The following is a 13,505-nucleotide window of genomic DNA, read 5'->3' as shown; positions in this document are numbered from 1 at the left end:
CGAGGTTACGAATAGCGATAGCTGGAGTAGTCATAATGATCTACCTGCAAAAAGTAGTAATAGATCAGAATGACCGATCGCCGTCAAGTTTTTTAAATCGAAAATTAGGTGCGGAATGACGGTTTAAGCATCATCCATATAAAAATGGTTTAGATGTCCATGAATACCTTGATCAAGCTCTTGTCGAAATATCACAAAGTGATAAAATCGATTGGACTACTGAAGAAATATTGTTCAAGAAAACATTCAGTTTATTAAATGATTCACTTGGTGATACTGTGTTCAAACGTTGGGATGGTAATAGCTTTGGTGGAAAGTTTTTGATGTCTCTCTATGAAACAATCGCTTTCGGTATTTCCCAAAACCTGCATGAAATTGAGTCCAAAGGGAGAGAAGAACAGAAAGCATTTGTAGTGGCAAGAGCTAAAGCTCTTTGGTCTGATGACGTTTTTGAGAAGAACTCAGGTGCAGGCATTCGTGGAACAACTCGGCTATCTAAGCTCCTTCCTATGGCTAAAGGTTTTTTTAAACCATGACTATAATAAGAACCATAGATCAATTACAAAGTACTTTAGACAAGGAGTTTGCTTGGCGATTAAAAGAAATCGCTGCTCTAAAAGTCGTTGTAAGAAGTTCTGAAAACCTTAACAAAAAGACTGCGGTTCGTGCCGCAATCCCCTTGCTATATGGACATTGGGAAGGTTTTATAAAGAATGCTTCCACAAATTACTTGGAATATGTAAATGGTCAATCATTGAGATATAGGGAACTAAAATCATGTTTTGTCGTTTTTGGCGTTAAACGAAAAATAAATGACTTAATAGTATCGAAAAACTCCAGTGTATCAATATCTACATTGGAATTCTTGCGTGATGAGCTAAATGAAAAAGCAAAACTGAAAATTGAGTCAGCTATTAGAACTGAATTTAATTTGAGCTCCAAGGTTTTCGAAAATATTGCCAATTCTATTGGGATAAATACCCAAGCTTATGAAACTAGATACAATCTAATTGATGAAAGTCTATTGAATAGAAGAAACCATATAGCTCATGGTGAATATTTAGATGTAGACCCGGATGGTTTCCGTGAGCTAGCAGATGAAATTCTATTTTTGCTTCGTTCATACAAAACGGATATAGAAAATGCTGTATCGCTTGAAGAGTATAAGGCAAGTGCATAATAAAGCTCTTTTGTCCAAAAGATAACAGTGTATTAAGTTACGCTAATGCGCGAAAGGTGAGCCATGGTGATTTGCGAGACGACCGTCCGCCCCATGGACGGGGCGGTCGAGCATCCAAGGACGGACTAGCTGCGTGTCGGAGAGTGAATGCCATGGCAAGCCTATAGGATTGAATACCAGCCAACACTTAGATCCCTGTGACTGAAATAACAGGCCACTCAGTACAGTTTGCCTAAACTATTAGGTCTAAAAGTCAGCTATGTTCAGTACGATTACTTGTTTCCATACAATAAAAAGCCCTGCTTATACAGTGATGTATAGCAGGGCTTTTTGATTGCGAGTTTGTATTCGTTGAGCGGAAGGACACGCTTTACTCAGGGTTTATGACCTAGTTCGAATAGGTCATAAATCCTTTTATTTCATTCACCTATTTCTCTTACTTATCTCTCACTCATCTCTTTACACTCATCTATTTCAGTAACATTGGCATCATGGAGATGCTAGTAGCCGATGGCTTCGCTACCTGAGTGGCGAGGGTCAGACGCGCCAAAAATCCCTTGTTCAGTCACCATGATTGATTGTGTGCTGCCCATAGCGGACTGTACTTTCACTTTGTGGCCTTTGGCTTCGAGCAGGGAAATGGTATCGCGGTTTAAGCTGGATTCGACTCGCAGTTCATCGGGCAGCCATTGATGGTGTACCCGCGCCGCATTACTGGCTTCGGCGATGTTTAATCCATGGTCGATCACATTCATGATGATCTGCAGTGTGGTGGTGATAATGCGTGAGCCGCCCGGGCTGCCAGTGACGAGGAAGGGCTTGCCATCCTTCATCACTATTGTTGGGCTCATGGAGCTCAATGGGCGCTTATTGCCTTCGACCGCATTGGCATCACCGCCAACTAAACCGTAGCCGTTTGGCACGCCGGGTTTGGCCGAGAAATCATCCATCTCGTTATTGAGCAAAATGCCAGTTCCCTTGGCCACTAAACCTGAGCCGTAGCTGAAGTTTAAGGTGTAAGTGTTTGAAACCGCATTGCCCCATTTATCCACTACCGAGAAGTGAGTGGTTTGGTCGCTCTCATAGGGCGCGAGTTTACCTGGCTTGATTTCGGCGCTTGGCGTTGTTTTATTCATCGCGATTTGGCTGGCGATTTTTTGGGCGTAGTCCTTACTGGTTAAGGCTTTGACGGGCACCTTATAAAAGTCGGGATCGCCTAAGTATTCGCTGCGGTCGCTATAGGCGTGCTTCATGGTTTCTGCCATCAGATGAATCGTCTGCGCCGTATTGTGGCCGAGTTTATCAATCGGGAATTGTTGCAACACATTAAGCATTTCTATGATGTGCACGCCGCCCGATGATGGCGGTGGCATAGACACAACCTCGTATCCACGGTATTCACCACGCACGGGTTCGCGTTCTACAACCTTATAATTTTTAAGGTCGTCTAAGGTCATAATGCCGCCAGCGTCTTTCACCGCATTGATGAGTTTAGTGGCGGTTTCACCTTCGTAGAATCCTTTGGTGCCTTTTTCAGCGATCAGACTTAATGAATGGGCAAGCTCAGGTTGTTTAAGAATATCATCAACTTGATAATCACTGCCGTCGGCTTTGTAGAAGATAGCATCCGTGGTTGGCCATTGGGTCATGCGGCGTTTTAGGCCTGCAAGAGATTCGGCAAGATCTGGCGTCACGCTAATGCCTTCCTGCGCCATTTTAATTGCGGGTGCAGCGACTTGGGCGAGTGTCATAGTGCCATATTTTTCAAGGGCTAAGCTCATACCCATCACTGTACCTGGGACACCCACAGCAAGGCCGTGTTCGCGGCTCAGCTTCTCAACTGCGTCACCATTCTCGTCGAGGAAAATATCTTTTTTGGCTTTAGACGGCGCCATTTCACGGTAATCGATAGCGATGGTTTTGTTTTCTTTAGCAATATGCACCAACATAAAACCGCCGCCACCGATATTGCCGGCACGTGGTAAGGTGACTGCCAAACTGAAGGCCACGGCCACGGCCGCATCAACGGCATTGCCGCCTTGTTTTAGGATCTCAACGCCAGTGCGACTGGCGAGTGTTTCTTGGCTGGCAACCATGCCATGCTTGGCCCACACAGGTTGTGCTGTAGCCATCTGGCTGAAAATCGACGATTCTTCGGCAAGCAGACTGGGTGATGATAGTAGGGGAAGCGCCATGGCAATGGCGAGAATAAGAGGTCTAAAAGGTCTTGTTGGACGCATACTCAATCCTGAATTTATTTTCATTATGGCTATGCAATGTGCCGAGAATTAGGCTTAATTGCAACCTTGTATATTAGTTAAGATCCGTAAAGGACGAGAATTTACCCAATGAGACAGCTTATCTTGGCCTTTGCGAGCTCAATGTCGGACATTTCGGCCAGTGCGTGGAATGCCGTTATGGGGGAGGCGAATCCCTTTTGTCGTCATGAGTTTCTGTTGGCACTAGAGCAAAGCCATTCGGCCTGCGCTGCAACGGGTTGGACGCCGCGGCATTTATGCGTGTTTGATGTGGGTGACAGATTAAATGATGTTGCAAGTTTGGATAAAAGCTTGTCGCCTTTGGCTGCTGGAGCCCTGATAAGCCGGCAAACGGCTAAGCACTTCAAGCCATTATCGCTGGTGGCGGTGATGCCCTTGTATCAAAAGTCTCACTCCTACGGCGAGTATGTGTTCGATTGGGCGTGGGCCGAAGCCTATGAGCGCCATGGACTCGATTATTATCCTAAATGGGTGAATGCGATTCCTTTTACCCCAGTGCAAGGGCGAAGGATGGGCATTCATCCTGCATTCGATAGCGTTGAGCAACTGCGCGTGGCGCAATTACTGCTGCTGACATTGAATCGCCGGCTAACATCAGAGCTGTTTGCGTCAGAGCCTTGTGCGTTAGAGAAAGGTGATTCGGTTTTTGATGAGTCAGAGCTTGATCAGTCCGTTGACGATGAGCCCGTAGTTGATGAATCTGATCTTGATGGATCAGTGCAAAGCGTTAAAGAGCAGGGCGACAGCCCGATTTCTTCATGGCATAGCTTGTTCGTTACCCCAAGCCAAACACCGTTATTTGCAGGCTCGCCCAATTCGCTGTTAAAACGCTTAGGCACTCAGTTCCATTGGCACAATCGCGGCTATCGCGACTTTGATGATTTTCTGGCGGGCTTTAGTTCGCGCAAACGTAAGAATATCTTGAAGGAGCGGGCGCAGTTACAGCCTTTTAATCTTAAGTTTCACTTTGTCGAAGGTGAACACATTACCGCTTCACAATGGCAGACGTTTATCCAATGTTATCAATTAACTTACCTTAAGCGCTCCGGCCATCGCGGCTATTTAACGCCAACTTTTTTTCAGCAGTTGGGGGCACAACTCGCTGTGCAAGTCCTACTGTTAGTGGTTGAGGATACCAAGGGCGACATGATAGCAGGCGCCTTGTATCTTAAAGGCGAGAATGCCTTAGGGCAGAAATGCTTATATGGCCGTTATTGGGGCACCACGGTTGAGCTCGACGGCTTGCATTTTGAGGCCTGTTATTACCAAGGGATTCAATACTGTATCGAACATGGGTTCCAGATGTTTGATGCGGGCGCACAGGGGGAGCATAAGGTGCTGCGCGGCTTTGAACCTGTTGAAATGTATTCCTACCATAATATCGCCCACTTAGGATTTAGGGCGGCGATTGCCGATTTTGTTGAGCAAGAAGCACAGCAAATGCAGCAATATATGGCACAGATGCGAGCTGTTTTGCCCTACAAAAAAGAGCCCGAATAAAGACCGAGTTAACGTGACTTTATTGGGCTCTCGTTTATGTCGTGCTTGTTCAACCTATGTAGTACAACCTAAGCAGTTCTATCTAAGCTGTTAATTCAAGCGGTTAGCTATGAATGTTAGCTCATGGCTAACCACACGCCCACGCCTATCATCAGGCTGCCTGCAATACGGTTTAACCAGCGAATATTATCGCCGCGGCTTAGGAAAATACGTAGGCTTTTGCCGCCGCTGGCGTAGGCGAGCATAGAGGTAAACTCGGTCACCATGATAATGCTCAGCAGTGCGAGCAGCTGCGGCGCGACTTCGCGCTCGGCATTGATAAAAGGTGGTAGTAGCGACACCATAAATGCCCAACCTTTAGGATTGGCAATGGCGGTAATAAAGCCTTGGGAGATCAAGGTAACATTGCTGGCTCTGGGGTTAGTGTCGTCATCGCTTAGCATGGCCATCTTGCCGCGGGCACGCCACATCTGTACGCCGATATAGCCTAAATAAATTCCGCCAACCCATTTGAAGATTTGAAAGACTTCGGGATAGTTGAGCATGATACTGGCAACGCCCATCACGGCGGCTGTCGCCACTAACGCTACGCCTACCAGTTCACCCAGCATCATCCACAGGGTGCGGCGCACACCTATGCTCATGCCCAAGGTCATGGCGAGCGTCATACACATGCCCGGGGTGATAGAAACAAAGAAGAAGGTCGGGATAAACACTGCAAGTAAGGCAAAATCTGGCATGGTTTGGTCTGTCTTGGGTGAAGATGGGAAGGCCGATAGTGTAATGAAAACCGCGAGTTTAGCCAATGTGCGTCCCGTTTTTTTCGATGAGTAACTGTAACTTAGTATGTAAACAATTCATCTTTTTGGGATGTTTACTCTGTTATCACCACAAGACCTTGCTATTTATCTATCGAGTTTGCCCAGCTGATCCCCATCTTTGCGGTACAAAGTGTGCCGTATTAGCGATAGATGAGAGATTAACATCGTCATATTTTCTGTTTGTCGCTTTTGTTACTTTTATTAATTTAGTCACTTGAGCTTGAATGCTGAGGTTTGGTAGGGTGACAGCATGAAATTAATCGCGGGGATGCATTATGGTTGAGAGTAAAGGGACTGAAGTAAAACAGACAGAGAAACAAAAAATGTTAGCGGGTCAGCCCTATAAGGCATGGGATGATGAGCTATTGGCTGAGCGAATGCGGGCGAAATCCGTTTGCCATCAGTTTAATCTGGCCGAACCGACTCAGCTTGATACGCGTATGGATCACCTTCGTGGCCTGCTCGATATTCAACACTGCGCCCATATTGAGCCCAATTTCTTTTGTGACTACGGTTATAACATTCATATTGGTAAACAATTTTACGCTAATCATAATCTAACCATATTAGATGTTTGCTCAGTCTCGATTGGCGATAACGTGATGTTTGGCCCCCATGTGATGATTTCTACCGCAACGCATCCTATCGATCCCATTGCGCGGCAAACGACGGAATACGGCGCGCCAATTCAAATCGGTAATAATGTCTGGCTTGGGGGGAATGTCTCAGTGTTGCCCGGTGTGACCATTGGCGATAATTGTGTCATCGGTGCTGGCAGCGTAGTGAATAAGAGCATTCCGGCTAACTGTGTGGCGGCTGGCAACCCTTGTAAGGTTATCAAACCCATCAATGTGGAATAATGCAGGAAAGTCGATGCCGTGTGATTGGTGTCAATGCTGATGCTGATTGAGATGACGATTTAGATCGTCGTAGAAACAAAAAACGGTACGCAATGCGTACCGTTTTTTATGGGGGATGAAAACTTACAGTACGCCGCGGCGCATTTGATCCCGTTCAATCGATTCAAACAGGGCAGTAAAGTTGCCTTCACCAAAACCTAAGTTATTTTTGCGTTGGATGATTTCGATGAAAATCGGTCCGAACAGGTTTTTAGTGAAAATTTGCAGTAAATAACCGGATTCATCGCCATCCACCAAAATTTGGTGATGTTTGATGCGCTCACGATTCTCAGTCACCTGCGGCAACTTCTCAAATATGGTGTCGTAGTATTCAGGGATAATGTCTAAGCATTGGATTGAACTGCCTTCCATCGCATCCAGAGATTTTACGATATCGCGGCTTCTAAAGGCTAAATGTTGCACACCTGGGCCGTTATATTCCTTCAGGTATTCATCGATTTGGTTTTTATCGCTGCCTTTACCTTCGTTAATCGGGATACAGAAGCTGCCATCGGGCGAACGCAGGGCGTAGGACACTAGCGCGGTTTGTACGCCGCTGATGTCAAAGTAGCGCACTTCAGTAAAACCAAAAATGTTTTTATAGAAGTTAGCCCAATGTTCCATTGTGCCTTTGTAGACGTTGTTGGTTAAGTGATCGACTTCGATAAAGCCTTTCTCTTGGGTGATCACTTGCTCGTCTAAGTCTTCAAAATCAGCGGCATAGATATTGTTATCTGCGCCGAAGGTGTCGATGAAATAAATCAAGCTGTCGCCAATACCGTAAATCGCAGGATAAGGCAGATCTTTGTTGGCATCATCGGCGGGTTTTGCACCACGTTCAACGGCAACGCGATAGGCAAAGCCGGCATCTTCTACACGCCAGCCCATAGAGCAAATGGCTGGGCCGTGGGATTTAGCAAACTTAGCAGAGAAACCTTCGCGCTCAGTGTTGAGCAGAAAATTAATGTCATTCTGTTTGTAGTACAGAATGTCTTTATTCTTGGCTTTTTTCAGCAGTGAAAAACCAAAGTCAATAAAGACTTTGTGCATAAAATCAGTATCAGGGCTGGCGAATTCAGTGAATTCGATACCTAATAAGCCCAGTGGATTTAGTTCGCTTGCCATGATGTTTTCCTCATTATTTTAGTTCAACCGCCGACACTCTTTATCCCCTTAATTACGTTGGGATACGCAACCTTTTCGGTGCGCTGGTGGCTTAGGGCTAGTCTTCTAGCCAAGAGCGGTTGTAGTCTTTGCTCATGCAATTTTGTACATGTTCGGTTAATTTAAGTGGGGCGAAGGTGTCCACCATCACTGCGTATTCATAGGTTTCTTTCTTGCCAATCGAGGCTTCAGTGCGGCCCGGTTGTGGTCCGTGGGCCACGCCTTTTTGATGTAAGGTCATGTAACCCGCTTCAATGCCCGTGCGGCTCATAAAGTCGCCATCGACGTAATACAAAACTTCGTCGCTATCTATGTTGTTGTGGTAATAAGGCGCTGGAATCGATTTCGGGTGGAAATCGTAGGGGCGCGGCACGAAGTTACAAATTACAAAGTTATGGGCAGTAAAGACCAAGTGATCAGAAGGCGGCAGATGGATTTTGCCCACCTTTGGCGCGTATTCGGTAATGTTGAATGCCCAAGGGTAAACACAGCCATCCCAACCCACTAAATCAAAGGGATGCCATTCAAGTGTGGTGAGTTGGTACTTATCGCCAAACTTACACACTAAGGGGAAGGCACCGCGCTCAACCACAGCATCTTGCAATGTGGGCACGCGCAAATCGCGCTCGCAGTAAGGTGCCGACTCTAATAGCTGACCATACTCGTTACGGAAATGCTTAGGCACTTCCACCATAGAGAATGACTCGATAACGAAAAGTCGCACATTGCTGTAATCGTTGAATTTAAGTTGATAAGTCGTGCCGCGTGGGATCACGAGATAGTCCCACTTTTGAACCTTAATCGTGCCGTACTCGCTGTAGAGTGTGCCTTCGCCTTCGTGAACAAAAACCACTTCATCGGCATAGGCATTACGGTAAAACTTGTCGGTATCGGCGGTGACTTTGGCGGTATAAAGTGCTAAGTCATTGTTATAAAAGATCTTGTTGCGGGCGCTGAAAAAATTACCTTCACGGTCGGCATCGCGGGAATCGAGTTTATAGTTTTGGACCAGTGAATCTTCCCAATTGGCACCATGGCTTAGGCTATAGGGCGCTACTTCCAACGCTTTGGTTGGCATGTTGTGGTGATATTTATTGGAATAAATATTGGAAAAACCATGGGTTGAGAACAACTCTTCACGGTAAAGCTCGCCGTTTTCCTTTTCAAATGCGATATGGCGCTTATGGGGGATCTGGCCTTGTTTCACATAAAATGGCATGGTTATTCCTTCAATATTGCGTTGCAGGATTACCTACATCGCTGGTCGTTATGCTGCAAGTTGCATTAGTGTGATCTTGTTATCAATTTAGTTGCTTGAATGAACAAAAAAAAGAATAATAAATCCGTTATCTCAATCTAAAAATTAGATGGTATTCTAATCTTTACGAATCGTAGTGTTTCCGTGACATGTTCATAAGAGCCAAGGAGTGACCATGCGCATCGATATTGATGCTTTTAATGTGCTGCAAGTGCTGGTGGAAGAGGGCAGTTTTGCCAAGGCGGCGGAGCGGTTACACAAGGCGCAATCGGCGGTGAGTTATCAAGTTAAAAAGTTAGAAGAGCACTTAGGCGTGCAGCTTTTTAGCCGTGAACAATATCGTGCTGAGCTGACGCAAGAGGGCCGGGTGATTTTGGCCGAGGGGCGAAGATTGTTGCAACACCTTGCAAACATTGAACATCTTGCCAGTCGTTTCAGTGAAGGCTGGGAGCCAAAGCTAGAGTTAGTGATAGACGGTGCCTTACCGATGGAGCCTATCATGACGGCCTTAAAGCGTATGGCTGAACATCAGATCCCCACTAAAATTCAGCTGAATATGGAGTTTTTAGGCGGCGTGCAACACAGATTCGAGCGGGATAATGCCGACTTGATGTTAGTGAAAGATTATCGCACAGGTCCTTATTATCATCCGCAACCTTTGCCAGCCATCACTAGCGTGCTGGTGGCCAGTGCTTCGCATCCTTTGTCATTTATTCGCGAAATTAGTTTGTCCGAACTGCAGCAACACGTGGAATTGACTATCGAAGACTCTTCACCCAATAAAAGTTACCGCGATGAAATGCAATTTGGCGGCGATAAAGTGTTTTATCTTTCTGGTTTTATCATGAAAAAGAATGCTTTGTTAAAAGGTTTAGGTTTTGGTTGGTTGCCAGACTTTCTCGTACAAGAAGAGTTGGTGAAGGGGGAGTTAGTTGAAATCGACTTTGTCGGTGGCAGCCGGTATACCTTTATTCCACAGCTCGTCTCGACCTTAGAGCGGCCGTTAGGCCGTGCGGGACAACTTTTTACCGAGTTGATATTAGAGGAGTTTGCTAAGGCTGAGCAGTTCAATGGTGTGGGTTTGGGTTGATAAGTCTTCACTTGTCATCTTTTGATACAAGTTACCGCATAAAATTATCGCATTTTGACATTTTATGTCATAGATTAATGCCTAGGTCAGATTAAGGCTTAGATTGAGAGTTAAAATAAGGCCTAAATTCAGACTGAGCTTAGATCTAGATTAAGGTCGTGATGAAGAGTGAAATTTAGCCGCGATAGCTAAAGAGTTGTCCATCTGGGTCAATCTAAAGGCTAGTAACAAGGAACTGACAGTTAAGGGGAACAGTATGTCTAAACGTTGTCATGAAGTGGATTATGAAATCATCGGCCACAGTATGCAGTTGGTTGAAGTGGAGCTTGATCCTAACGAAACCGTGGTTGCCGAAGCGGGCGCGATGAACTACCTAGAGCAAGATATTAGCTTTGAGGCCAAAATGGGCGATGGCTCTGAACCAGAGTCCGGCTTTTTTGGCAAGTTGATGGGCGCGGGTAAACGGGCGCTGACGGGGGAGAGTATTTTTATGACTCACTTTACCAACCAAGGAAATCAAAAGCGTAAAGTCGCCTTTGCCGCACCTTATCCGGGCACTATCCTTGCGATCGACTTAGCCGAACATGGCGGCGAGCTTATCTGCCAGAAGGACAGTTTTTTAGCGGCGGCTCTAGGTACGCGGGTGACGATGAAATTTAATCGCCGTTTAGGCACGGGATTTTTCGGTGGCGAAGGGTTTATTCTGCAAAGCCTACAAGGCGATGGCATGGCCTTTATCCATGCGGGCGGCACTTTAGTGAAGAAAGAACTGCGAGGTGAAACCTTAAGGGTTGATACCGGTTGTCTGGTTGGATTTACGCCTGGAATAGATTACGACATCGAGCGCGCAGGCTCGTTAAAGTCTATGGTATTTGGCGGTGAAGGTTTGTTTTTAGCGACCTTAAAAGGTCACGGCACGGTTTGGCTGCAAAGCTTGCCGTTCTCACGAATGGCGGATCGCATTATCGCCCATGCCCCATCTGCGGGTGGCAGTGATCGCGGTGAAGGTTCAGTGCTTGGTGGTCTTGGCCGCATGCTTGATGGGCGTTAAACCTTAAGCTAAATCGATGTAAGTCAATCACAGCACCATTTTGCAATCATGCTGTCTCTTCTTAAGGCATTCCAGATAATCCTCTGGGATGCCTTTTTAGTTGAAGCCTGTCATTTCCTTCAACGTTTTAAGCGTTTTCGCCGTTGTTAAGGCTTTGCTGAATGCGTCTTTCCACCAGTTTCGATATCAGATACATCATCAAATAGCCTGTGCCCAAGGCTAAAATCACTGCGACGACATTCTCGGTATATAGGCGGTAAGCGTAGAAAGTACCTACCAGCACTGCGATACCAGCAAGGCGAATGAGCAGGCTTTGGGTAAAGTAGCCGTGGGCTTTGATATAGGCTAACTGATAGCCGTTGAGCATCATAAATATAAAAAACATAGAGAAATGCATCAATACTGGCGCCGCTTTAATGTATTGCTCGGGAAATAACCAAGCCACCAATGGCTTGCTCGCGAATATCATAGCGACGAAAAACACTCCGCTGATCCACAGGGAGACTTTAGTCAGCCATGACTTGATTTGTTGCACTTCATCAAAGCGTTTTTCTCGTACACACACTGCCACTTCGGGCAGCACAAAGCGGTAGATGGGGAAGACAAACAGCAAGGTGAGGTAAGTGATCATCGGCCGCACTACTACTTGGAAATCACCCAGTTCATCTATGCTGAAATAGGCAATGGTCAGCAGTACTGTGATGTAAATCATCAAGATACTGGCACCGGCTTCCATGGACGCTGTCAGGCTTTTTTTCATGAAACTACGTAAGCCCGTATCAAAATGCACCGCACTTAAGGGCGGCGTGGCGATATCTTTGCGCCGTTTTAAGTACATATATAAGGCAACGATGAGCGATGACAGTGTCATGCTGTAAAAGAGTGAGGCTATGGCCGTTTGTTTTAGCCCATAGAAACACAAGAAAAAGCTAGTCACTTGCGCTATCGGTTCCAGCCAAGTCACTCGATTGGAGATGGCATATAGCCGGTACATAGCGATTTGATTGGTAAAATACACCTTGAGTCCCATGCTCAAAACAATGCCAACCAATTGAAAATATTCAACGTTAAGGTGAAGTTTGTGTTTGATATAGGGCAAGACTAAGCCCCATGTCAGCAGCACCATAGCGATCAAGCTGTAGCGGAATATATTGGTGATATCCACATCTTGCTTGGTCTGGGAGTAAGTCACCACCATAGAGGAGCGAAATCCTGTCATCAGGATCAGCGACAGTGAGATAATATCGATAACCGTGTGATAGAGCGCTAGATCCGCTTTGGCGACCCATTGTGCTAACCAAAGCTTAAAGAGAAAACCCACAGAAATACTGGCGAGTGATGCCCAGAATCCCGCAATAATCGCCTGCTTAACCCGTTGAAGTGATGTGGTGTGTTCCATTGTCAAAATCCAGCTTTAGTCTGCGGTCATTATAGGGATGCTATGAGTGTCGTTAAGGTTTTGCATTAGTCGATGCTTTGGCTGCTTTGGTTACTTTAGCTGCGTGAGTACCTTTTGATAACGCTTATCTGATTCGGTTCGATGCTATAACTTTATGCAAAGGACTTGATACCAATGCTTTGATGCCAGAAGCTTAGTCTTCTGTCCAGACTAAAACCTTGAGTACCGCCGAAGACATTTCATCTTAGTTTATGCGCATATTAGCACTGGCTGAGTCTAGCATTCAGCTAATGAGTGACCAAGCATCAGATAGTAAAGATATGATAAATATCAGCATGTTGCTTAATTGTAACTGTAGTCATTCACGCGCGAGAAATTGTGGGATAAATAGAAGTACAGACAAGGGATAGGATTGTGCAAGCATCATGATTTGGGATGATGGCACGCCCTAATAAGAATTGGGCGTGCTAATAAAACTACTGTGATTAGCCATTTCGCGAATGTCTTGCGTTATTCGGTAATGATATTGACGATATCGAGGATTTTACGGCTGTTATTATCGAGTTTGATCAATGCGCCTTCAACTTGGATGCTAATAATGCCATCTCTGTCTAAGGGCACTATGATACGACCGCGGTCATAAATATCATGCTCAAGCACATCACCACGATGGAGTTTTTTCTGCCAACCGGGTGGTAAACGTTCACCGTGGTCGACCTTTTTCTGTAATCCAGGTGGTAAGCCTTTCTCTTTTTTGTGGTGCTCGTGTTCATGGTCATCTTTAGCAAAAACTGATATAGGCGCCATTAAGCTGAGCACGAGTCCTACGATAACCACTGACGTTGATTTATTCATCTGTGCTCC

General features: G+C 45.8%; 12 protein-coding genes. 6 read left to right on the top strand and 6 right to left on the bottom strand.

The genetic code is table 11. The features are described 5' to 3' along the window. The first annotated feature begins 230 nt into the window (after nucleotides 1–230). Together MO387_RS17140 and MO387_RS17135 are read left to right on the top strand one after the other, a co-directional pair. Nucleotides 231–536 carry a hypothetical protein gene (locus MO387_RS17140; protein WP_242326424.1) on the top strand — a complete coding sequence of 102 codons (306 nt, stop codon included), beginning with the start codon at nucleotides 231–233 and terminating at the stop codon, nucleotides 534–536. After that, nucleotides 533–1,180 carry an MAE_28990/MAE_18760 family HEPN-like nuclease gene (locus MO387_RS17135; protein WP_107948046.1) on the top strand — a complete coding sequence of 216 codons (648 nt, stop codon included), beginning with the start codon at nucleotides 533–535 and terminating at the stop codon, nucleotides 1,178–1,180. The genes MO387_RS17140 and MO387_RS17135 overlap by 4 nt, the downstream gene beginning before the upstream one ends. 500 nt (nucleotides 1,181–1,680) lie before the next feature. Here the strand turns inward: MO387_RS17135 and ggt are convergent, their stop codons facing one another. Next, nucleotides 1,681–3,420: a gamma-glutamyltransferase gene (gene ggt / locus MO387_RS17130; protein WP_107948044.1), complete on the bottom strand. Its 1,740-nt coding sequence runs from the start codon at nucleotides 3,418–3,420 to the stop codon at nucleotides 1,681–1,683. A gap of 108 nt (nucleotides 3,421–3,528) precedes the next feature. On the opposite strand from ggt, the gene MO387_RS17125 reads away from it, so the two are divergent. Beyond that, the gene (locus MO387_RS17125) at nucleotides 3,529–4,959 is read left to right on the top strand and encodes a peptidogalycan biosysnthesis protein (protein ID WP_107948042.1); all 1,431 of its coding nucleotides are present in this window, start codon (nucleotides 3,529–3,531) and stop codon (nucleotides 4,957–4,959) included. A gap of 116 nt (nucleotides 4,960–5,075) precedes the next feature. Here the strand turns inward: MO387_RS17125 and MO387_RS17120 are convergent, their stop codons facing one another. Continuing rightward, a complete protein-coding gene (locus tag MO387_RS17120) occupies nucleotides 5,076–5,699 on the bottom strand; it encodes a LysE family translocator (RefSeq protein WP_107948040.1) in 624 nt (207 codons plus the stop codon). A gap of 356 nt (nucleotides 5,700–6,055) precedes the next feature. On the opposite strand from MO387_RS17120, the gene MO387_RS17115 reads away from it, so the two are divergent. Further along, a complete protein-coding gene (locus MO387_RS17115; RefSeq protein ID WP_107948038.1) occupies nucleotides 6,056–6,640 on the top strand; it encodes a sugar O-acetyltransferase in 585 nt (194 codons plus the stop codon). Between the two features lie 123 nt (nucleotides 6,641–6,763). Here MO387_RS17115 and hppD read toward each other — a convergent pair whose 3' ends face one another. Together hppD and MO387_RS17105 are read right to left on the bottom strand one after the other, a co-directional pair. Then, on the bottom strand, nucleotides 6,764–7,804 hold the full coding sequence (hppD, locus tag MO387_RS17110; protein ID WP_011847092.1) for a 4-hydroxyphenylpyruvate dioxygenase: 1,041 nt from the start codon (nucleotides 7,802–7,804) through the stop codon (nucleotides 6,764–6,766). Nucleotides 7,805–7,901: 97 nt separating this feature from the next. Beyond that, a complete protein-coding gene (locus tag MO387_RS17105) occupies nucleotides 7,902–9,062 on the bottom strand; it encodes a homogentisate 1,2-dioxygenase (RefSeq protein ID WP_107948036.1) in 1,161 nt (386 codons plus the stop codon). 214 nt (nucleotides 9,063–9,276) lie between these two features. Here MO387_RS17105 and MO387_RS17100 point away from each other — a divergent pair, with 214 nt between their 5' ends. Continuing rightward, nucleotides 9,277–10,191: a LysR family transcriptional regulator gene (locus MO387_RS17100; RefSeq protein ID WP_107948034.1), complete on the top strand. Its 915-nt coding sequence runs from the start codon at nucleotides 9,277–9,279 to the stop codon at nucleotides 10,189–10,191. Nucleotides 10,192–10,447: 256 nt separating this feature from the next. Further along, nucleotides 10,448–11,242 (top strand): TIGR00266 family protein, encoded by a 795-nt coding sequence (locus MO387_RS17095; RefSeq protein WP_107948033.1) that lies wholly within the window; start codon nucleotides 10,448–10,450, stop codon nucleotides 11,240–11,242. Between the two features lie 127 nt (nucleotides 11,243–11,369). Here the strand turns inward: MO387_RS17095 and MO387_RS17090 are convergent, their stop codons facing one another. Together MO387_RS17090 and MO387_RS17085 are read right to left on the bottom strand one after the other, a co-directional pair. Next, nucleotides 11,370–12,641 (bottom strand): hypothetical protein, encoded by a 1,272-nt coding sequence (locus MO387_RS17090; protein WP_107948031.1) that lies wholly within the window; start codon nucleotides 12,639–12,641, stop codon nucleotides 11,370–11,372. A gap of 510 nt (nucleotides 12,642–13,151) precedes the next feature. After that, on the bottom strand, nucleotides 13,152–13,496 hold the full coding sequence (locus MO387_RS17085) for a hypothetical protein (RefSeq protein ID WP_006086165.1): 345 nt from the start codon (nucleotides 13,494–13,496) through the stop codon (nucleotides 13,152–13,154). Nucleotides 13,497–13,505 lie beyond the last annotated feature (9 nt).

Source organism: Shewanella sp. N2AIL (genome assembly GCF_022690845.1).
Lineage (GTDB): Bacteria > Pseudomonadota > Gammaproteobacteria > Enterobacterales > Shewanellaceae > Shewanella > Shewanella baltica.
Note: the sequence above shows the minus strand (reverse complement) of the source record. Positions and strands in the feature narration are given on the sequence as shown.